Origin of the sequence: Bradyrhizobium sp. SZCCHNRI3052 (assembly GCF_032484895.1) — a bacterium.
GTDB lineage: Bacteria > Pseudomonadota > Alphaproteobacteria > Rhizobiales > Xanthobacteraceae > Bradyrhizobium.
The window spans coordinates 370,217-386,716 of sequence record NZ_JAUETW010000002.1; the positions used below are offsets into that span (position 1 = coordinate 370,217).

The following is a 16,500-nucleotide window of genomic DNA, read 5'->3' on the forward strand; positions in this document are numbered from 1 at the left end:
TCTGGCGACACGCGATTGGGCCGGTACGAAGGCGTCCCGTCGCTGAGTGCGCGGCGGACGTGCCGGGCGGGGCCAGATGACCGGATTACGATTTCAATTCGCGGATCTGCACCGGCAGATGGTGCATCAGTTTCTCAAATTCACCGGGATCGAGCTTCTCCCACGCGATCTCGAACACCCCGCGAATGACGGTCAGCGGCGCGATGGGAAACTGCTGGGGCAGCTCCATGGCGACGTGATCCGCGAAGTCGCTGGCATGTCGCTCCTTGGTCGGCGTTCCCGCCGCGTGCCAGTTCTCGTAGTAGATCCCGCGCAGGAGGATCGGCAGCTGGGCGCCAAGCTTGATCGCCACCTCCGGAATTACGCGATCGCGCAACGCATGCAGAACAGCCCGGAGCGCGTTGTAGGCCTGTTGACGACTACCGAACTCCAGCTTCTCCTCGATCGCCTTGAGCCAGAGATTGGTCTCCTGAATGGTGTGATCCAGCGCGGTGACGCCTGTTACGCTCATGATGCGTTCTCCTAGATTGGCCACAATAGCGGCATCCCGGATCGACGGCGTCACCGCAATCACGTCCGTTGTCATGATCCGGCGAGCACGGATGCCGGCCTCGATTCAATGCGACAGCAGGGTCGGGATCGTCATCGTCCTCAGCATTTCATGGGTGACGCCGCCGAAAATGCCTTCCCGCAGGCGGGAATGCCCATATGCCCCCATCACCAGCATGTCGAGACTTTCGTCGGCGGCCAGGGACAGGATGGACGGCTGAATTTCGGAATGCTCTGCCGTCAGCTCGAGCAGCGTTGTCGTAAGTCCGGCGCGAGCCATGTGTTCAGTCAATTTCCGCGCTGAGGCCTCGGTGGGAGCAACCTGCGCCTCATTGATCGAAATCGTGACCAGCGCTTCTGCTTGAGAAAGAAACGGTCTTGCGTCCTTGAAAGCGCGGGCGGCAAGGCGGCTTCCATCCCAGCAGATGCCGATACGGTTGGCTCTGAAGGTGCCGCGGAAGATATGCGGCACGAACAGGACGGGTCCGCCCGCCTGGAGCAGGATCTCCGTCGCAGTCCTAGTGTCGTAGCTGTCCTGTGTTGCGTCCGTCTGCAGGACCACCGTCAGTCCATAGAGCCTGGCCGCAGCGCCGAGCGCGGACGCGGCTTCACCGGGCAGGTCCTCGACCGAGCGGCTTGCGTGAGAGATGTTCGCATTCCGGGCTTCCGTCTCGAAAATGGCGAGTGCAGCCGCGCTGCGTTGGGCGGCGCGTTGCCGCTCCATTTCGAAGATCTCTGAAGCGGCGACTGCTGCGCCCGCGCCTCCATCGACCACATACGCGCTACTGGGCGGGATGTATCCGACTGCAATCGCATCGAGATGGGCGTCGAACCGGGCAGCCAACGAGACGGCGGCATCAACGACAGGCTGCGGTGGCTGCTCGGTCGGAATATGCACGAGAATGTCGTTGATATTGATCACGACGACCTCCCTCCGGGACCCAATCCATACTCTCCGTCGGATGAAGCGGCATGTTGACTTGAATCAACAGTCAATGGCCGGCCGTCACTAACCGGTCCGCCGCAAAGTTGTGCTCCGCTCGGGGGAGGGGGCACGGCCCCGTTTCGTGGTCTAGCGTCACACCGGAATTTCGGGTTCCGCTAACCGTTCGCGCTTTGGCTCCGCGATTTCGGTCATCGTCGCCTCGGTGAGCAGGAGGATGCCGGCAACCGACACCGCGTTCTCGAGGGCTGTCCGAACGACCTTCGCGGGATCGACAATGCCGGCCTCGACGAGATCGACATATTGCTTGCGCGCGGCGTCAAACCCGAAACTGCCGACGCCACTCAGCATGCGCGCCACGACCACGCCGCCATCCGTTGCCGAGTTCTCCGCGATCTGGCGAGCGGGGGCCTCGAGCGCGCGCTTCAAGATCTGTACACCGGTCTTTTCGTCGCCTTCGCAGAGTGCTTCCTCCTTGCCGACGGCTTCGATGCATCGAAGCAAGGCAAGCCCGCCGCCCGGCACGATACCTTCTGCAACGGCCGCCTTCGTCGAACTGATGGCGTCGTCAAGCGCCTCTTTTCGTGATTTCATCTCAGCTTCAGTCGGCGCTCCGACACGGATAACGGCAACCCCGCCCGACAGCTTGGCGAGCCGCTCCTCAAGCTTCTCCTTGTCGTACTCGCTGGTCGTTTTCTCGATCTCGCGGCGGAGTTGTTGCAGCCGCGCATCGATCTGGCTGCGTTCGCCCTTGCTGCCGATCAGCGTGGTGTTTTCCTTGTCGGCAACCACACGGGCGACATGTCCCAACTGCTGCAAAGTGGTGTTTTCGAGCTTCGAACCGAGATCGTCGGAGATGACCTGGGCGCCAGTGAGGATTGCAATATCCTGCAACATCGCCTTGCGTCGCTCACCAAAACCGGGCGCCTTGACGGCGCAGCCTTTGAGCACGCCGCGAAGCTGATTGACGATGAGCGTGGCCAACGCCTCGCCTTCAATGTCTTCGGCGATGATCAGGAGCGGTTGTGCCGACTTTGCGATCTGTTCGAGCAGCGGAATGAGGTCGCGCAGGGCGCTGATCTTGTGGTCGCACAACAGGATGAATGGCTCTTCAAGCACCGCTTCCATGCGATCGGCATCGGTCACGAAGTAGGGCGACAGGAAGCCGCGGTCGAATTTCATCCCTTCCACCACGTCGAGCGACGTTTCGGTGGTCTTGGACTCCTCCACCGAGATCACTCCATCGCTGCCGACTTTCTCGAGCGCATCGGCGACCAGCGCGCCAATCGATGGATCATTGTGAGCCGAGATGGTGGCGACCTGAGCTCTTTCCGCCTTTGTCTTGACGGGGCGCGCCATGGCATGGAGGGCCGCTATCGTCGCGTGGGCAGCGCGGTCGAGGCCCCGTTTCAGATCGATGGCACTGGCGCCGGCGACCACGTTCCTGACGCCGTCGGCAAGAATCGCATGTGCCAGGATCGTCGAGGTGCTTGTTCCGTCGCCAACGAGATCGCCGGTCTTCTCCGCGGCCTGACGCAGCACCTGCGCTCCGAGATTCTCCTCCGGATCCTTGAGGTCAAATTCCTTGGCGATCGTGACGCCGTCGTTGCATACGATCGGGGTGCCCCAGCTCTTCTGGATCAACACTGATTTTGATTTGGGGCCGAGCGTCACGCGCACGGCGTCCGCAAGCAGCGAGGCTCCGCGCAGGATCTTTTCACGGGCCGCGGAATGAAACAGCACCTGCTTGTGAGGCATCAATCGCTCCTCAGAAGGACGGCTTTCATCAGATCAAGATAGAAGTGACGCCGTTTTGGACGCTTGATCCTGATCAAGCCTAGGCCTGGGAGCAACTCGCCGGTCGGATGCCGAGTGGTCTTGCATTGCCCACCGAGCAAGCCTACGCTGTTGCAAGCTTTAGTAGAAAACAGCTTTGCTGCGGTAACGCGCCGCGCAGCTTGCGCTGCGAAATTCATTGGGAGCGGGACGTGCGCTCTATTCCAATTCCTCGGCTCAATGGGGCTTTTTGGACCATCGTCCTTCAACTGATGGCCTGCTTGCTTCCCGGCCTCACCTGGGCCGATGCTCCCGGCAAGCCGGCGTTGACGGTTATTCTCGCGCGCAATGAAATCCTCGCCGGCCAGACGATGGGCTTCAGCATATGGATCGAGAATGCGACCGAAGCCAGGATCATGGACGCGGGTCTTAGCTTGTTTGGTCCTCCTTCTTTGAAGATCGGAAGCCTCGGGCCAGACGGCACATGCGACGTGAAAGACACCATCGGTCTCGGCACCGTTGAGCCCGGTTCGACTTTGGTGCGCAGCAGAATGTGCCTCAAAGCCGATTCCAGCATCGCAGAGCGGGACGAGAACCTGGCGTTCAGTGTCAGTTATTCGCTCCAAAACGCGAAGGACAACAAAACGATCGCCGGCGCATCTGTTGCGGAAAAGAAGATGAGCATCGGTCTTTTCGGGACTGAGAGCGTGGGCGGTGTTTCGCTCCGCCTCGCGTCGTACGTCATTCCCGGCACGTTCTTCTTGATGATTTTGCGGCTATTCGCCCCCAAGGAGTCAAGAGTTGAACTGGGCGCGACCGAGTCCGTTACACTCAGCATCTTTATCTCGACTCTTTTGTTCCTTGGGACGGCGTACCTCATTCCTTCCTTGCAGCTGCATTTTGCGGGGATCGGATCGACTGTGAGCGCGATCGCGTTTCTCGCGCTGTGTGGCGCTGCAATTGTGCTTGGCGGAATCTTGGCTGCCGTCTTGCAAGGTATTTCGATGATCGGCGCCCGGGAGCGCAACGCGCGCATTGTCCAGGAAACCGACAGGGTCGGCCCGATCATTCAGAAAGCCGTGCGTGCGGCCGGGGGCAAGCTCGATCCGGTTATGATGATCGCGGATGGCAAGCAATATTTCGGCTCGCTTGTCGTGCCTGCAAGCAATGGCGGCAGGATTTTGCTCGGCTGGTTTCAGCTCAAGGCGCCTGATGCGAAGTGCCGATCGGAAATGAAAGAATGGTTCGATAAAGACGAGTTCATCAAACCCATTGATGCAGCAGCCCGATGGGGGGTCGAACCGACCATGTTCGACCCGATCAAGGAATCAAGAGCCGGCAATCTTGAGCCGACCGAATTTCTCTGGATGTACTTTGACGAAAAGGCAGCGCGGTTGCCGGCCGGGCGCGAGGATCTTGCACAAATGAAACCGCTCACCTTAACCTGAAGAGCCGGCCGGGACCGGCCTTGCGGCCGGTCCCAGGAGATCGCTGCCGCCTTGCTCGCCTGGTCGGTAAGCACTGGCGACATATTTGGGCAGTCGCCCAGCTGTACAGCTCGTTGAGAATAGCGCGCAAAGCGCGAGAAGACAATGGTTTGCGGATGACCGGCGAAGCGAGATGCCGGGGATGCTGCGCTTGTGAGGAAATCGATCTTGTGAGGAAATCGATAATGGCGCGCGCTGTCTATTGTGTTTTTGACGTTCACCTCTGGTCGCAGCCGTTCGTTGCGGCCGATTTTGATCCACGGGTTCACTTCCTTTGGTCCTCTCGTGATTATCGCGAGATGCGCAGCCAGGGGGCCAAGATCGAGCTCGCGAACCTTGTCCTTCTTCCACTGAATGATGAATTCGACCTGCGCCGGAATCACTTCTGGCCGCGCTATCAGGCGGTCGCTAGCAATATCCCGGGGACCATAACCTCGTTTGGAGATGCCTGCGATCTCGTGTGGCCTCTACGCTGCAGGCCCAAGAATCTCGACTTAACGCTGAACGAGGCCGTGTGGCACACGACGGGGAAAGTGCGGTCAACCATCTGGCTGTGGCCGTTCGGCTGGTCTTCCACGCTCGAGATCGACCTGCCTGCAGACGATGAATTTGACGGCCTGCTGGATATTGGAATCGCGTTGCGTGAGAAAGACCCGGCGCCTTTGCTCTTGAAGGGGAAGGCGGTCGGGGTATCAGGCGCGCTCGCTCATCTCTCCCAACTCGTCAGGCAGGATCTGTGCACGCCGGCCGCACAGGGAAAGGCGATGGAAACGACCCGCCTTCCGCGCTACGTAGTCTGCGCGCTTGAACTGTCGAAAGGATTTCAGATCCGTGAGAACATTCCTGTAGCGGATCAGATGCTGCTGATCGGGGCCGTGCGTGGACAGGAGCTCGACCTTGCCAAGTTTCTCAGCAATCGTCCGCTATTTACTCGGCTCGGCTACGGCAATTTTGCCGTTACAGATTTCGATGCGGGGACCGCAATCGTGCAGCGGCATTGGCAGGACCGGCCGGGCACAAAGCTCGAAAGCAATCATTGCTTCTACGTCAATACACGGAACTTTTTCTCGATTTTTCTGACACTTCACCGAATGATCGCCTACATCACCGTGAAATCAAAGGACGATGCAAGGGCGGTGGCGGCCGCATCGGTGCTTGCGTCGTTACCTATCGAGTACCAGAACAAGCTCTGCTCGGATTTCGCAGCCAACTACGCGCCGCTGCACGGTGTTCCTGTTGCCGGAAATAAGAGTCCTGCTGGGCCAGCTTCTTGAGGCAACCGTATGCAGTATCGATCCGCTGATCGTTCAGTGGATCGCAGGTTGAAGTGCAGGGACATACGAAGCGGTCTTGCGCGAGGTGCGCCTCTGCTGGAATTCGCCAACAGCGCTCCCGGATGCATCGGAACAGGCGTATCGGCAGCAAGCCGGAGCGACCTGATGAGCAGGTATGGCCACAAATAGTGCGGTGGGTCGGCCGGTTGGTCGATCACCCGCGCATTGTCTTTCGGACAGCGCTCGACGATTGAGCCCTTGACCCCGATAACCCCGTGCACGAGCGCACCATCGATCGCCTGCACTGAGAAGAGGTATGTTCCGGACTTGCCCGGAGCAAGCTTTTGCTCGAATTTCCACTCACCCCGCGGCTCCCGCCACGATGCCAGCAGCTATCCATCTGGATCAAACAGCTCGATCGCTATCGTTCCTTGCTCAGTCGCAAGCCAAAGCGAGATTACGTGCTCAGCGTACGGCGCCACCGACAACTCGAACTTTTTCGGTCCGTCCGATGTAACGACATATGGAACGAGGAACTTCTGCTGCCCAAGATCGGCGCTGACCCGATTGGTCTCCTGAGCGAGCCGCATCTCGCCGGCCGTCGAAGCCCGCGAGGCGTCCGGCTCGGAAATACTCTCTTCCGCAGCCGCACTAAAGCCAGAGCCGTACGCGAGGAAGAGTCCAACGATCGCAAGGAATCCACGAAGCTTAGACATCGCGACCTCATTCCGCAAAACCGGACACCGGAACGATTGCGCTGAAGAAACAGCCCGGCCTATTCTCGACAGGTTACCTGACTTGCTGCGACGGATGTCCACCGTGGCAGCTCAAGACCGCAATTACCAATATCGAACCCGTTTCCTCCGGGCTCTTAGGATCCGAAATGCAGTTCGCAGACGACCTAGATCAGTCTCTATCAGAGGAAATAACACGGTCAATCCAGTCCCGGTAGGCGCTTACTCGGGTATAGACGCCATATTTATGCTGCAGGGCGCAGCCCTCGCCGAAAGAGACCACGCCAACCAAGATTGCCCTGCCATTCAGACGCCAGACAAGGGGCCCACCGCTGTCTCCACCGCAGGAGTCCTTTCCACCTTTCGCATAGCCCGCGCACATCATGCTGGGCTTGATGGCGCCGTTATATGAGTTCTCGGCGTTGCATGTGGCATTGTCAACGTAGGGCACCGTCGTCATGCAAAGTGTGTCGGATGGCGTCCCTGTCTCAGTGATACCCCAGCCTGTAACTTGAAGGATCTGGCCGACGGAGAGTTTCTGGTCATTTTCGATGAGATCGATCTGCTTCCCTTTCGGCGTGCTTCTTAGTTTTACCAGCGCAAGATCGTTCTCTTGAGTTTTGGCATTATAATCTTCATGTCGAACAACGCGCGCAATCTCAGTCCACTCGCCGTCGAGGACAATATTGGTCACGCCTGTTTTGGCGCGGCCATCGCGAGGCTTGTCGGGTGTGGGAAAGCAATGCGCCGCTGTCAATACCCACTTCCCGTAGATGATTGAGCCCCCGCACAGGTAAGTCTTGCCGTCGGGGTATTTCACATTAAAGGCAACTTGCCAGTTATGGTCTTCGATGCGGCTTGGCTCACAACTGATGATGCGTTTTTCGAACGGGTGGATCTCCTCTTGCGCCGCAGCCTGGGGGTTGACGACGAGAAGGCCTATCGAAGCTAACGCGAATCGCATGGGCATGGCCGGTCTCCTTGCCACTCAATTCAGCCGTTGCACATCCTTGGCGGGGACATAGCCCTTCGCAACTCCGTGCCTGGCGATCTTGGTCCAGCTACCCAGAAACTCGATGACTTGAACTTCCGTGCAGCCGACCCCGCTCTCATTCAGGATCTCAACTGGACTTTCCTCTTCCGGAGACGCCTTGGAGCGCACCTCGATCTGGCTACAGATGACGTATTTGCCGGGCTCGACGTCGACCGGTTCGAAAGGCGGCGGTGGAAAGCCAGAGGGAGGAAGGCCAACCGGAAAGTATCCACCGATCTTATTGTAAACTTGTTGCTCTCTGTTCAGGAGCTGGCTGAGGCGCTTCACCTCGGGCTCGACCAGACGATCGATCGCCTTCACGTCAAGCAACTCGTTTCCCGGTTGCGGCTTGGCCAAGGCTTCCAACACTGCATAAGTGAGTACTCCATGACCAAGCGCATGTCCCTCCAGAGCGGCGTCCCTAGATGCAGTGAATACGCTCTCACCAATGGCGTGCTGCAGGCGAGTGGCTAGCGATTCCTGTACAATTCGCTCAGCATCCATCGCGCGCACGGTGCCGATAGCTCCCCAGCTCTTACAGGTATCGACGATGACCAGCTTCTTGGAGACTTGGACTTCCGCTATCCAGCGAGCCCAGGTCTCGATCCCGATGCCATCGGTCTCGACCGTATGCTCGCCGCCAAGTTCGGCGTCGCTTGGATAGTAGAAGTAACGCGGGACGACAATATCACCCTGTCGAGATTCGACCGATTCGCCGTGACCCGCGAGCAGTACGATCAAGGCGTCCTGGCGCCGCACCCGCTTAGCGAGATCCGCAAAGGCCAGTGAGATATTGTCTTTGATAGCACGCTCTTGCGTCAGATCGATAATCTCGACGGGCTTCTCATATCCGCCCGCTTCGGCCACGTTCTTAAATGCTTCAGCGAGCGCGCGCACGTCGTTAACAGGAAAGTCGAGATGCTTCAGTTGGTGTGCTTTGTAGTCATTAACGCCGATCTCGACGATGAACATGCGCGAGCGCGGTTCGGTCTCCTTGCTCTGCACGCCGAAGCGATTAATCTTGATCGGGTAAGGTTCGGTCGCAAGCAGATCTGCTCCATTGTAAGCCGTAACTGTAACGATGTTGTCCTTGCTAGGATCAACCTTGATTCCTTGAGAAACCGCAATTGGCCCCCTTGCATCCTTTGCATCTCGCAGCTCAGAAGGCTCGGTCTCGCCAACGGGCGTTCCGTTCAGGCGCCAGATTAGCCGTCGGCCGATACCTTTGCCAATTGTATGAGAGAGTTGCACCGTTACTTGGATGGTTTCGCCAGCTGCATCGGTGCGCAATTCCAAATGCTCGATTTTCGGCACGGGTCCGGAATCCAGAATCTTCTCCAGGTCGAGTCGAGCCTCCGCACTTTGATAGCGGCCCGTCACATCGCCTGTTAGTCGTTCCTGCACAAGTTCCGGAGCGTAGAGCTGGTCATAGAACTGCATCACCGAGTAAGTCTTGAGACCCCGAACGACCGCGAGCAATTTGTCAGCCCCATGGTCTGATGCCGCAAAGAAGCCAGCCGGTGTAATGACAAGCCATTCCCCGGTATCGTCTGCCAGCATTGCAACGAGCTCTGACCGTTTTCCGGGCTCCTTGCTCGTGATCGTCGGCTCCAAATCCCAGAGTCGGACTGTACCGTCCCAGCTCCCTGAGAGCGCCTGCCTGCCATCAAAGGAGAATGATATAGAGGTGACCATAGCCTTGTGGCCGTTGAGGCTTCTGAGTTCACGTCCACTAGCCACGTCCCACAGCTTCACTGTACCGTCCGCGCTTCCCGAAAGCGCCATCTTGGAATCGCGAGAGAGGGCAACCGCGATGATCGATTCGACATGGCCGGAGAAAGTCCTGAGCTCACGCCCCGAAGCGACGTCCCAAAGTTTCAACGTCTTATTGAGACTCCCCGAAAGCGCCTGCCTGCCGTTAGTGGAGAAGGTCGCAGATGAGATCACCTCATGAGAGCCGGCAAAGGTCCTGAGAATGCGCCCGCTGCTGAGGTCGAGGAGCTTTAATGTACGTTCGCCCAAGAGGGAGTCGCCTAATAGCGCCAGCTTACCGTCGGGAGAGAAGGCCACCGCCGTGACGGTGACTGGAACGACGAGGCTCTTAAGCTCGCGGCCGCTCGCCACTTCCCAAAGTTGAATAGTCCCCCAGAAGCACCAGGATAGCGCCAGCTTACCATCCTCAGAGAAGGCCAAGGACCAAACAAGCGGACCCCCTGTACGGCGATCAAAGGTCTTAAGCTCGCGCCCAGTCGCCACGTCCCAGAGTTTCAGCGTCCTGTCCGTGCTTCCCGAGAGCGCGAACTTGCCATCCGGCGAAAACGCAACGGACTCAATCGAGCCCGTGTGACCAGTGAACCTTCGCAGCTCCCGTCCTGAGACCACATCCCAAAGCTTCAGGGTGTTGCCGTTGCTGCCAGAGAGTGCCAACTTGCGATCTGGCGAGAAAGCCACCGAGTGAACCTGGTCCGAATAGCCGGCCAAGCTCCTAAGCTCGCGCCCCGACGCGAGATCCCAAAGTTGCAGCACGCCGTCCGAGTTCCCCGACAACGCCAGATGGCCATCCGAGGAGAAGGCTATGGCAGAGGTGAAACCATGACCCGAGAAGCCTTTGACCTCATGCCCGGTCGCCACGTCCCACACTCTCAGGGTCTTGTCGCTCGCCAGCGCCATGCTGTCCGAAAGCGCCAGCGTGCCATCAGGGGAAAGGGAAACCGAGTAAAACTCGTCCGCTTGCCTGGCAAAGCTCTTCAGCACGTGCCCCTTACCTACGTCCAACAGCTTCAGTGAGCCTCCTGTGCAAAGCCCATCCCGGTCTAGCGCATCGCAGCCGCCCCACAGCGCGAGCTTGCCGTCTCGCGAGAAGGCGACCGAATTCGTACTCCAATTAATATGACCGAAGAACCGTCTCAGCACCTGCCCGCTTGCCACGTCAATCAGTTCTAGAGAACTTCTCAGGCACGTCCCGCGGACCAGCGCGTCGCAGCCGCCCCACAACGCCAGCCTGCCGTCGCTTGAGAAAGTTGCAGAATTGAGTAGGGTCGCGTGGCTGCGAAAGCTCTTGATCTCGCGCCCGGTTGCCACGTCCCAGAGCTTCAACGTCTTGTCAGCGCTTGCTGACATAGCCAGACTACCGTTGGACGAGAAGGCTACGGCAATGACGGCGTTCGTATGGCCATCAAACCTCCTGATCTCGCGTCCCGTTGCCAGGTCCCAGAGCTTCAATGTCTTCCATCCAGCCGACAACGCCAGCGCCCCATCGGGAGAGAAGGCGACGGCGGTCACGCTTTCCGCCTGACCGTTAAAGCTCCCTATTTCGCGCCCCGTCGCCAGCTCCCACAGTTTCATGTCGTCGCCTGCGGAAAGCGCCAGCGTGTCATTGGGGGAGAATGCGACCAGGGAGATTGATTTCGTATGGCGGAGTTGCGTTACGACCCTTACGGGCGGACTTTCCGAAGCGGACGTTTCGATGGCTCCCATCCATAAGAGCGGAGCCATTCCAAACGCAACTAGCGAAACGAACGTCCGCGCGTGCATTTCCTCGTCTCCAAACAGTTGCCATTTAGTCAGGAGCGCTTCAGTTCCGCCGTCATGCTATTTGCGAACCTATTCAGCGCTTGTTCGCTGCGGATGGAAGCAAACTGCGGCAGGCTCGCGATACTTCTACTCCTCCAGAAAAAGTGCCGGGGATGTCATCACACGGGGACGAAGGCGCGTTGATGCAGATCAACATATGGTTGAAATCGGCTTCGGGAACGCGGAGGAAGTCTGTCGTCAAAAACAGCATCTCGGCAAGCAGCAGCGCCGCCGATCGAAGACGATGCCTGTGTCATTTCTATCACTGATTGCATTTATCCATTCGCAGGATAAAACTCCCGGTTGCCAGAGGTGCTTCCATTGATACGTTCTCGCAGTTGTCTCCGACGCGGTGCTTGCTGTGCGATCGATATTTGGTCCCCTTGCGGTCTGTCTGTTGGTGGGTGGTTGCGGGTCGGTCCTGCCCGTGATGGATTTTCGTCATCCCGAAGGCAACCGTTTTGACACGTTCGTTGAGAGCGTCGCCCAACACGTCCGGTGTGAACTGAGGCGCGCCATAAGGGCGAACGTCTATCGCGATCCGAAACGGCTCGCCGTGCTGCGAGGCTGGGCCGCCAAGATCGCGCTGAACCTGAAGGCGGTCGACGAGGGCTCTGTCAATCCATCCATAGCGGGCTCCAACGTGCCCATGAGCTTCGTTTTCACGGCGACCGGCCAATACAAGGGGGACGCGACGCGGGAGATGACGATGACGTATTTCCTTCTGTTTAGTGAGTTGCTCGACGAGGCTGATCCGGCTGCGCTGGATGCCAATCATATGCCCGTGCCTTGCCGGACGGCGAACGATGGGCTGGCTCCAATTGGAGGCGACCTGGGCATAGAGCAAACATTGCAGTCCTCCCTAAGATCCTGGGATTCGATGTATGTCCTGTCCGATCAGGTTCAGGGGGGGCCATTCGACACGATCAGCCACCACGTTCAGTTCGTCGTCGTCGCGGGTGGAACTGCAACACCTACATGGAAGCTCGTCAGGGTAGCGATAGATCCGTCGGGGACATTGCTGAACATAAATCGCACCACGACGGACGATTTGCTGATCACCATGGGGCCGACACAACTCGGGTCAAGGAGAGTCGCCAAGGCTGAGCGCCTGCCTTCAACGGAGCTCGACCAATCGTTTTTCACCGAGAGGCTCCGAAGTGCAATCCGGCCGCCAGGTCAATAGCGGGGCATCTCGATGAAGCTATCTCCCTCAGACGTCGCGCTCATGTTGTTCGTCGCGGCAATCGGAAACGGATTTGCACAAGCTGCGCCGAAAAGTCTTCACCCCGGCCACAGCTGTGTCAGCCATGCTCAGATCCCGATGAGCCGAGCGGTCGCGGCGGCGAATGGCTGGACGTGTATAAATTGTAATGGCGAGCTGCTGCCCAAGTCTCTTGCAACGCCCGACAAGAAATGGGGCCCTCCCTACGTGGTCGACAGGATATGTAAGGTCTACGTCAGTCCGCAATCAAACACCTGGTATGGGGACGGATCAACCTGCGCCTTTTCTTACGTCAAGGGCGCTGATCCCTGCTGATCATGAGGGGCTTCGCGCGTGCATAAGCCACGTCGCCGCCGTCTGGCGCAGCGTGTGCGGCGAGATATTCCCCGCCTGCAGCGGCGCGCTATCCGTGGCAGGTCTCAGGCCTTCTCGGAATGTCGGTCAAGGTGCTGCTCGACACCTTCGGCCATCATCATCCCGGACTGCATGCGCGAGGCCGCGGCCGCGATTACCTCGAGGGATCGCAAGCAGAACGTATCGGTGGTCGAAACGGTGGTTCACCTCGAAAAACACTTGGCGCGTGAGCCGTAAACTCTTGAGCTCATTGGTGGGCCCGGCAGGACTCGAACCTGCAACCAGACCGTTATGAGCGGTCGGCTCTAACCATTGAGCTACAGGCCCCGCGACGCTGAGGTCTTGCCGGCGGCGGGCAGGAGCGGGCCTGTCCGGCGCGGCGTCGGAACCCCAACGACGGCTCGGGCTCCGTTTACAGCCTGGCCAGCCATCCGGCAATGCCGCTGCCCGATTGTTTTGGCGCGCTTCCGTCGACGCCGGTCTGTCCCGGCGCGCCGCGACGCTAGTCCACCGAAACCCCGGCGAATTCCACCACCTTGCGCCACTTCTCGGTCTCGTCGACGACCAGCTTGCCGAACTCTGCCGGTGTCATCGCGCGCGGGATGCCGCCGGTCTCGGTGAGACGCGCCACCAGCTTGGGGTCCTTCAGCGCCTCGCCGACCGCCTTGTTGAGGATCTCGACGATGTCGGGCGGCGTGCCCTTGGGCGCCGAAATGCCGTAGAAGCCGACCGATTCGTAGCCCGGCACGGTCTCGGCGATCGCGGGCACGTCCGGCACCGTCGGCCAGCGCTGCGGCGAGGTGACGCCGAGCGCGCGGACGCTGCCGCCGCGCGACTGTTCCAGCGCCGTCGGGAGGTTGTCGAAAATCAACTGCACCTTGTTGGAGATGATGTCGGGAAAGGCCAGCGCCGAGCCGCGATAGGGCACGTGCAGCATGTCGCATTTGGTCATCGCCTTGAACAGCTCGGCCGCCATGTGCACCGAGGTGCCGTTGCCGGAGGACGCGAAGGCGATCTTGCCCGGGTTGCCCTTGCAGTAGTCGATGAACTCCTTGACGGTCTTGGCCGGTACGTCGTTGCTCACCACCAGCATGTTGGTGAGCTGCATGATGCTGGCGACCGGCACGGTGTCACGGATGAAGTCATAGGGCAGCTTCTTGTAGAGCGAGGTGCTGATCGCGTTGTTGGGCGCGACGAACAGCAGCGTATAGCCGTCGGGCGGCGAGTTGATCGCGGCGGCGGCCGCGATGTTGCCGCCCGAGCCGGTGCGGTTCTCGACCACGACCTGCTGGCCCAGGTGGTCGGACAGCCACTGCGCCATGATGCGGGCGACGATGTCGACGGGCCCGCCGGGGGCAAAGCCGATCAGCCAGCGGATGGGGCGGTCCGGATAGGCGGCGAGCGCCGGTCCCGGTTTGGCGGCGAGTCCCGCCGCGACGATCAACCCGAACAGCAGCGCGCGCGCCAGCTTCATGCTCGTCTTCCCCCATTGATTGTTGTCGTTCAGCTCGCATGCGGCGGCCCGGTCGCCCCGGCCGCCGATCGTTCAGTGCGCCGTCACTTCTTGATCAGCGGGCACGCCGGATCCGGCGGGCCGAACGCGTCATCGCCTTTGATGGTCGCGAGGATCTTGTAGTAGTCCCAGGGATATTTGCTCTCCTCCGGCGATTTGACCTGCGCCAGCACGAGATCATGCACCATCAGATTGTCGGCTCGCAGCTTGCCGTTGCGGGCGAAGAAGTCCTCGACCGGCGTGTCCCGCATCTTCGCGGCGACCGCGAGGGGATCGTCGCTGCCCGCCGCCTTGATGGCGTTGAGATAGTGCATGACGGCGGAATAGACGCCGGCCTGCCACATCGTCGGCATCCGGTTCATCTTGGCGAAATAGCGCTTCGACCATTCGCGCGTCTTGTCGTCCATGTCCCAGTAGAACGAGGTGGTGAGCAGGAGCCCCTGCGCCGCCGGCAGGCCGAGCGAATGGATGTCGGTCACCAGCGCGAGCAGCGCCGCCATCTGCTGGCCTCCCTTGAGCAGGCCGAACTCGGATGCGGTCTTGATCTCGTTCATGTTGTTGGGCGGGCCGGCGGCGATGCCGATGATCTTGGCCTTGGAGGCCTGCGCCTGCAGGATGAAGGACGACAGATCGGGCGTCGCGAATGGCGGCCGCACCGCGCCCACGACCTTGCCGCCATTGGCGATGACGACGCTGGAGGCGTCGCGCTCCAGCGAATGGCCGAAGGCGTAGTCGTCGGTGATGAAGAACCAGCTGTCGCCGCCGCGCTTGACGACCTCCTTCGCCGTGCCGGTGGCGAGTGCGCGGGTGTCGAACACCCATTGCATCGCGTAAGGCGAGCAGAACTTGCCGTGAAAATCGGCGGCACCGGTCGACTGGGTGATGAACAGCTTCTTCTTCTCGGTGGCGATGGTCTGCACGGCGAGGCCCACCGCGGAGACCGGCACGTCGACGATGAGATCGACCTGCTCGGTGTCGTACCAGCGGCGCGCGATCGCGGCGCCGATGTCGGGCTTGAGCTGATGATCGCCGACGATGACGCTGATCGGCTTGTCCAGCACCTTGCCGCCGAAATCATCGACCGCCATCTGCGCCGCGGTGACGGAGCCTTGTCCGGTCGGCGTCGAGGCCGGGCCGTTCATGTCGCTGAGCACGCCGATCTTGACGACGTTGTCGGAGATCTCGGCCTGCGCGGCGGTCGTGACCAACAGCGCGGCTGCTGCCCACGCCGCCCGCTTCAAACAGCTGAGTTGCAATCAGTCCTCCACCGGTACCGGCGTGACGCCGTTGTTTGTTCCGGCTCTGCCGGCCGGTCCGCCTATCTGCAATCAATCCAGGGCGGCCGTCAATCATGCCGGACGGCGGAGCGGTGGAGCGATCCCGTGCGCTGCAATGCCGCAAGCAGTGAGGTCGTCGCGCGCGCGCAGGATTCTCGGCCGTTCAGGCCTTGGCGGTCTTTTGCTCCTCGTGCGCAGCCTCCCACACCTCGCGCGCGGCGTCCGCATTCATGAGCGCGATACCGACGCCCACGATCAGGTCGGGCCAGATCGAGGGCCACACAAAGGCGGTCACGAGACCGACCGCGATGATCGCGATGTTGGCGAAGGCGTCGTTGCGTGCGGACAGGAAGGCGGCGCGGGTGAGGCTGCCCTGGTGGTCCCTGACCCGCGCCAGGATCAACGCGCAGCCGAGATTGACGATCAGCGCGCCGAGGCCGGTCACGGTGAGCGGCAGCGGTGCGGGTACGATCGGCGTGAAGAACTTCTCGCCGGCGGTCCACAGTCCGGCGACCGCCGGCGCCAGCAGGATCAGCGCCAGCACCTTGCCGAGTAGCGCCCGCCGCGGGGCGCTCCAGCGCAGCGCCAGCGCAATCAGGATGTTGACCGAGGCGTCCTCCAGAAAGTCGACGCTGTCGGCGAACAGCGACACCGAGCCGATCGCCAGCGCCACGGCGAACTCGATGCCGAAATATCCGAGATTGAGCGCGGCAACGGCAAGCACGGCGCGGCGAACGATGGTTGTCGCGTCCATCAGGCGTC

Annotated in this window: 12 protein-coding genes, 1 tRNA gene and 1 pseudogene; 4 read left to right on the forward strand and 10 right to left on the reverse strand. The window is 60.3% G+C overall.

Features of this window, described 5'->3' with window-relative positions:
• Window positions 1-85: 85 nt before the first annotated feature.
• The 3 genes from QW887_RS06930 to groL form a co-directional block, all read right to left on the reverse strand.
• Entirely contained in the window at window positions 86-586 is a 501-nt protein-coding gene (locus tag QW887_RS06930) for a DUF2267 domain-containing protein (RefSeq protein WP_315718647.1), read from the reverse strand.
• A 30-nt stretch (window positions 587-616) separates the two neighbouring features.
• Window positions 617-1,471, reverse strand: coding sequence for a universal stress protein (locus tag QW887_RS06935; protein WP_315718646.1), 855 nt, complete (start codon window positions 1,469-1,471; stop codon window positions 617-619).
• Between the two features lie 156 nt (window positions 1,472-1,627).
• On the reverse strand, window positions 1,628-3,250 hold the full coding sequence (groL, locus tag QW887_RS06940) for a chaperonin GroEL (RefSeq protein WP_315718645.1): 1,623 nt from the start codon (window positions 3,248-3,250) through the stop codon (window positions 1,628-1,630).
• A gap of 107 nt (window positions 3,251-3,357) precedes the next feature.
• Here groL and QW887_RS06945 point away from each other — a divergent pair, with 107 nt between their 5' ends.
• Window positions 3,358-4,716 (forward strand): hypothetical protein, encoded by a 1,359-nt coding sequence (locus QW887_RS06945; protein ID WP_316194297.1) that lies wholly within the window; start codon window positions 3,358-3,360, stop codon window positions 4,714-4,716.
• Between the two features lie 224 nt (window positions 4,717-4,940).
• Entirely contained in the window at window positions 4,941-6,029 is a 1,089-nt protein-coding gene (locus QW887_RS06950) for a hypothetical protein (protein WP_315718643.1), read from the forward strand.
• A gap of 392 nt (window positions 6,030-6,421) precedes the next feature.
• On the opposite strand, the gene QW887_RS06955 is transcribed toward QW887_RS06950, so the two are convergent.
• From QW887_RS06955 to QW887_RS06965, 3 genes and pseudogenes are all read right to left on the reverse strand, one after another.
• Window positions 6,422-6,745 (reverse strand): hypothetical protein, encoded by a 324-nt coding sequence (locus tag QW887_RS06955; RefSeq protein WP_315718470.1) that lies wholly within the window; start codon window positions 6,743-6,745, stop codon window positions 6,422-6,424.
• A gap of 220 nt (window positions 6,746-6,965) precedes the next feature.
• Window positions 6,966-7,733, reverse strand: a pseudogene (locus QW887_RS06960) (S1 family serine peptidase); the annotation flags it as partial.
• A gap of 18 nt (window positions 7,734-7,751) precedes the next feature.
• On the reverse strand, window positions 7,752-11,141 hold the full coding sequence (locus tag QW887_RS06965) for a caspase family protein (protein ID WP_315718472.1): 3,390 nt from the start codon (window positions 11,139-11,141) through the stop codon (window positions 7,752-7,754).
• Between the two features lie 658 nt (window positions 11,142-11,799).
• On the opposite strand from QW887_RS06965, the gene QW887_RS06970 reads away from it, so the two are divergent.
• Together QW887_RS06970 and QW887_RS06975 are read left to right on the forward strand one after the other, a co-directional pair.
• A complete protein-coding gene (locus QW887_RS06970; RefSeq protein WP_315718473.1) occupies window positions 11,800-12,555 on the forward strand; it encodes a hypothetical protein in 756 nt (251 codons plus the stop codon).
• Between the two features lie 473 nt (window positions 12,556-13,028).
• On the forward strand, window positions 13,029-13,178 hold the full coding sequence (locus tag QW887_RS06975) for a hypothetical protein (protein WP_315718474.1): 150 nt from the start codon (window positions 13,029-13,031) through the stop codon (window positions 13,176-13,178).
• A gap of 21 nt (window positions 13,179-13,199) precedes the next feature.
• On the opposite strand, the gene QW887_RS06980 is transcribed toward QW887_RS06975, so the two are convergent.
• The 4 genes from QW887_RS06980 to QW887_RS06995 all read right to left on the reverse strand — a co-directional run bounded on the left by QW887_RS06980 (window position 13,200) and on the right by QW887_RS06995 (window position 16,492).
• A tRNA-Ile gene (locus QW887_RS06980) sits at window positions 13,200-13,275 on the reverse strand.
• Window positions 13,276-13,450: 175 nt separating this feature from the next.
• Window positions 13,451-14,422 carry a tripartite tricarboxylate transporter substrate binding protein gene (locus tag QW887_RS06985; protein WP_315717974.1) on the reverse strand — a complete coding sequence of 324 codons (972 nt, stop codon included), beginning with the start codon at window positions 14,420-14,422 and terminating at the stop codon, window positions 13,451-13,453.
• Between the two features lie 83 nt (window positions 14,423-14,505).
• On the reverse strand, window positions 14,506-15,717 hold the full coding sequence (locus QW887_RS06990) for an ABC transporter substrate-binding protein (RefSeq protein WP_315717975.1): 1,212 nt from the start codon (window positions 15,715-15,717) through the stop codon (window positions 14,506-14,508).
• Window positions 15,718-15,901: 184 nt separating this feature from the next.
• Window positions 15,902-16,492, reverse strand: coding sequence for a cation transporter (locus QW887_RS06995; protein WP_315717976.1), 591 nt, complete (start codon window positions 16,490-16,492; stop codon window positions 15,902-15,904).
• Between the last annotated feature and the right edge of the window lie 8 nt (window positions 16,493-16,500).